Source organism: Dietzia sp. CQ4, from assembly GCF_014145125.1.
In the GTDB taxonomy this organism is placed as follows: domain Bacteria; phylum Actinomycetota; class Actinomycetes; order Mycobacteriales; family Mycobacteriaceae; genus Dietzia; species Dietzia natronolimnaea.
Map to the genome: position 1 here is coordinate 1 of NZ_JAALDZ010000392.1, position 4,223 is coordinate 4,223.

A 4,223-nucleotide genomic window follows, 5' to 3' on the forward strand; every position below is an offset into this window, starting at 1 on the left:
GTCCGCGGCTGTTGGTCGGGTTCTCCGTCATCTGATGACTCCTGCTCTGTGCAACAGCGACGCCAGTGCGTCCCGTTGCTCGGTGGTCGGTGGTAACTGCGGGAGTCGCGGCACTCCGGCCGGGATCCCGAGAAGTTCTAGTGCTGCTTTGGACATCGACACGCCGCCGAGCGCCCGTTGGGCGTCGAAGAGCGGGAGGAGTCCGAGGTTGATATGTCGCGCGGTGTCGATCTCGCCCGCGAGGAAGGCGCGGCGCAGCTCGACGAGGCGCGCGGCGGCCACGTGGCCGATCACGCTGACGAAACCGCTGGCTCCCACGGCCAGCCACGGGAGGTTGAGTTGGTCGTCGCCCGAGTAGTAGACGAGGTCGCAGTGGGACATCACCGTGACCGCGTCGTGGAAGTCGCCCTTGGCATCCTTGACGGCGACGATGTTCGGGTGGGACGACAGTCCGATGAGCGTCTCCGCCTGGATCGGGACCACGGACCGCGGTGGGATGTCGTAGAGCATCACCGGTCGGTCGGTGGCGTCGGCGATCGCCCGGAAGTGGGCGTCGAGTCCGGCCTGGGTGGGCTTGGAGTAGTACGGGGTCACCACGAGCATGCCGTGGGCACCGACGGACGCCGCCTGGCGCGCGAGGTGCACGGAATGTGCGGTGTCGTATGTCCCGACTCCGGCCACCACCGTCGCCCTGTCCCCCACCGCGGCCAGAACGGCCTCGAGAACCGCGATCTTCTCCGCGTCCGTGGTGGTGGGCGACTCTCCCGTGGTCCCGGACACGACGAGACCGTCGCACCCCGACTCCACGAGGTGTTCCGCGACACGTGCGACGGCCTTCAGGTCGACGTAACCGTCGGACCCGAACGGGGTGACCATCGCCGTGAGCACCGTGCCGAACGGCGTGGGGCGTCCGGGTCGGGTGGGGGCCGGCCGACCGTCCGCCGACATCGGGCCCCCAGTGGTCACGTGTGTCATGGCCTCCCAGACTACCCGCAGACCACGGGAAGTCCCGATTCCGACCCGGTGAACCGGTTCATCCCTCCAGGACGTAGGGGCTCACCGCGATCTCGGAGCCGTCCTCCAGCGAGGTGATCTCGAAATCGGAGAACACCGCCGGCGCCGCATGTCGCAACTGACGCAGGACGTCGATCGCCAGTCCTCGGATCTCGGTGTCCGCGTGCTCGGTCGCCCGCATTCCGATGAAGTGCCGCCACGACCTGTAGTTGCCGGTCACCACGATGCGGGTCTCGGTGGCGTTGGGCAGGACCGACCGCGCGGCCTGCCGGGCCTGCTTGTGACGCAGCATCGGGTTGGGGACGTCGGCGAACCTCTCCTCGAGCTTGGCGAGCATCTCCGCGTAGGCCTCCCGCGACGCGTCGGTGGCGCGGCGGAAGATCTCCACCAGCTCCGGGTCGTCGGCGATCGCGGGCGGGGGCACCACCTTGGAATCATGCTCCGGGACGAACCGCTGCGACAGCTGGCTGTAGGAGAAGTGGCGGTGCCTGATGAGCTCGTGGGTGCACGACCTGGAGATACCGGTGATGTAGAACGTCACGCTCGCGTGCTCGAACACCGAGAGGTGCCCCACCTCGAGGATGTGCCTCAGGTACCCGGCGTTCGACGCGGTGCGCGGGTTGGGTTTGTCCCAGCTCTGGTAGCAGGCGCGGCCGGCGAACTCGGCCAGGGCGGAGCCGCCGTCCGCATCCGTCTCCCAACCGATCTCGTCGGGTGGGGTGAACGCGGTGTGCGCGACCATGCGGACCTGCCGCCGGACGAGCTCGGACATGGTGGGACTCCCTCTGGTGTCGTGTCGCCCGGCGGGTCAGCCGAGAAGGTGTGCGGCGACCGTCGCGGCGACCTCGGACGCGGTGTCGAGTTCCTCACGACCGGGCTCGCCGGTGAGCTGTAGGGCCGGGGCGACCTGGCGGAGGTCCCACCCGGTGGTGATCCGTTCGACCGAGGCCACCGCCCCGGAGGTGTCGTTGTCCCCGTGCACGCAGAGGGCGTAGGGCCGACCGGCCACCGCACCCTCGCAGGTGTAGTACGTGCGGTCGAAGAAGTGCTTGAGTGCACCGGACATGTAGCCGAAGTTGGCCGGGGTGAGCAGGACGTAGCCGTCCGCACGGAGAACGTGGTCGTCGGTGGTCGCCAGTGCGGGCACCGATTCGACCTCGATGCCCTCGAGGTCGGGATGGGCCAGACCCCTCTCCAGCGCCTCCAGGATTCGTCGGAGCCTGGGGGACGGAGCGTGGTGGACCACGAGGACGGTGCTCATCGCGGATCCCCGGTCCCGGAGGACTCCGCCTCCCGCAGGGCGATGGCCGCCCGCATCACCTCACGGGCACGGAGGCGGTCGCCCGCGTGGTCGTAGGCGCGGGCCAACCGGTAGTTGGTACGCCAGTCGTCCGGAGACGCCTGGTACTCCGCACTGACGCGGTCGAACAGCTCATCGGCGGCGGCGTGCTCGAGTCGCCCGGACGGGCGGTGGTCCAGGTCGGAGACGTCGAGTTCGATCCCCTCCTGGGCTGCCGCGGCGGAGATCCGCTGGAGTTCGAATCCGTTCCGCAGGATCGCCCACATCGCCCACGCCCCGACGACGGTCAGCAGGACGATCCCGACGCCCAGTCCACGCATGGCGAGGTACTCGGACCGGCTGATCATGGACCACCCGAGGTAGAGCAGGTAACCGAACGCCACCACCAGACCCACCGCCGTGAGGGCCATGACCAGCGGCTTGACGACTCTGTCCACGGGCCGGCCTACAGATCCATGAAGGCGTCGAGCCCCACGGTGAGTCCCGGAGCGCCCGCGATCGACCGCACGCCCAGGAGCACACCGGGCGCGAAGGAGGAGCGATCGAGGGAATCGTGCCTGATGGTCAGGGTCTCCCCCTGTGTACCCAGGAGGACCTCCTGGTGCGCGATCAGGCCGGTCACGCGGACCGAGTGCACCCTCACCCCGCCGACATCTGCGCCCCGCGCCCCCTCCAGCTCGGTGGAGGTGGCGTCCGGGGAGGGCCCCATCCCTGCCGCGGCGCGTGCGGCGGCCATCATCTCCGCCGTGCGGTGTGCCGTACCCGAGGGTGCGTCGGCCTTGTTCGGGTGGTGCAGTTCCACGATCTCGGCCGAGGGGAAATACCTCGCCGCCTGGACCGCGAAGCGCATCATGAGGATGGCTCCGATCGCGAAGTTGGGTGCCACGAGCACCCCGGTATCCGGGTGGGACGCGAGCAGTCCGCGCAGTGTCTCCAACCGCTCGTCGGTGAAGCCGGTCGTGCCGACCACGGCGTGGATGCCCTGTGTGACGCAGTAGTCGAGGTTGTCCATCACCACGTCGGGGTGCGTGAAGTCCACGACCACCTCCGCGCCGGCGTCGGTGAGCATCTGCAGCCGGTCGCCCTGGTCCACCTCGGCGACGAGTTCCATGTCCTCCGCCGCGCGAACCGCCTCGCAGATCGCCGTGCCCACCTTGCCGCGTGCACCGAGCACTCCGACCTTCGTCACCGTCATCGTCTCCTCATCGGTCGTCACACCGCTCACCAGCCTATCCGCCCACGCCGGCGAGCAGATCAGCCGCGCCGCCCGCATCGGGCATGCCCGGCCCGACGGCCGCCAGACACCAGGGCGCGGTCTCGCCCGTCCAGTAGTCCGCCACGTCGTCGCGGTGCACGGTGCGGAGCCGGTGGAGCGACTCCCCGACGGTCACCACCGTGTCGCGGTCCAGCAGGTGGCGGCCGATCCGCGTCATCCGCGACAGTGGGTCGTCCAGCCCGAGCCTGATCGATCCGGTGAGGTGCCCGATCGCGCGGTCGACCTCGTCGCCGGACGGGGGATCGTTCACCATCCCGGCGACGACCTCGGCCAGCGCACCGCTGAGGGCGTCCACCCGCCCGACGGGACTGCCGGCGACGACCGAGACGAGTCCGGTCGCACGGAACTGGTCCATCGACGCGTACACGGTGTAGGCCAGCCCGAGCTCCTCGCGGACCCGCTGGAACAGTCGGGAACTCAGTCCGCCGCCGAGCACCGCGGTCGCGACCTGTGCCGCGGCGCGGTCCCGGTGATCGCGGGACGGTGTCCTCCGTGCCAGAGCCAGGAGCACCTGCTCGGAGTCGTCGTCCTCCCCCACCAGCACCGACGACGGGGCCCAGCCCGGGTGCCCGGCCGCCTGGCCGGAGGTGGGTGCGGCGGCCCCGACCGTCGCGGCTCCCGCCGGGCCCTCGG

The 4,223-nt window shown here is 70.0% G+C and carries 6 protein-coding genes; all 6 read right to left on the minus strand.

The window, feature by feature from the left end; genetic code table 11:
• Window positions 1-27: 27 nt before the first annotated feature.
• On the minus strand, window positions 28-948 hold the full coding sequence (gene dapA, locus G6031_RS17535; protein WP_179526255.1) for a 4-hydroxy-tetrahydrodipicolinate synthase: 921 nt from the start codon (window positions 946-948) through the stop codon (window positions 28-30).
• A gap of 85 nt (window positions 949-1,033) precedes the next feature.
• Complete coding sequence (gene thyX / locus G6031_RS17540) at window positions 1,034-1,786, minus strand: FAD-dependent thymidylate synthase (protein WP_182609552.1); 753 nt, start codon at window positions 1,784-1,786, stop codon at window positions 1,034-1,036.
• A gap of 36 nt (window positions 1,787-1,822) precedes the next feature.
• Window positions 1,823-2,275: an NAD(P)H-dependent oxidoreductase gene (locus G6031_RS17545; RefSeq protein WP_179525425.1), complete on the minus strand. Its 453-nt coding sequence runs from the start codon at window positions 2,273-2,275 to the stop codon at window positions 1,823-1,825.
• Window positions 2,272-2,751, minus strand: coding sequence for a hypothetical protein (locus tag G6031_RS17550; protein ID WP_179525426.1), 480 nt, complete (start codon window positions 2,749-2,751; stop codon window positions 2,272-2,274). Before G6031_RS17550 ends, G6031_RS17545 begins: the two co-directional genes overlap by 4 nt.
• Window positions 2,752-2,759: 8 nt before the next feature.
• On the minus strand, window positions 2,760-3,509 hold the full coding sequence (gene dapB / locus G6031_RS17555) for a 4-hydroxy-tetrahydrodipicolinate reductase (RefSeq protein WP_182653961.1): 750 nt from the start codon (window positions 3,507-3,509) through the stop codon (window positions 2,760-2,762).
• Between the two features lie 34 nt (window positions 3,510-3,543).
• A partial coding sequence (locus G6031_RS17560) for an insulinase family protein (protein ID WP_182653960.1) occupies window positions 3,544-4,223 on the minus strand: 680 nt, incomplete at its 5' end.

Bases quoted from the DNA above. Each gene is read 5' to 3' on its own strand.
- dapA (WP_179526255.1), bottom strand. From the start codon at position 948: ATGTCGGCGGACGGTCGGCCGGCCCCCACCCGACCCGGACGCCCCACG.
- thyX (WP_182609552.1), bottom strand. From the start codon at position 1,786: ATGTCCGAGCTCGTCCGGCGGCAGGTCCGCATGGTCGCGCACACCGCG.
- G6031_RS17545 (WP_179525425.1), bottom strand. From the start codon at position 2,275: ATGAGCACCGTCCTCGTGGTCCACCACGCTCCGTCCCCCAGGCTCCGA.
- dapB (WP_182653961.1), bottom strand. From the start codon at position 3,509: ATGACGGTGACGAAGGTCGGAGTGCTCGGTGCACGCGGCAAGGTGGGC.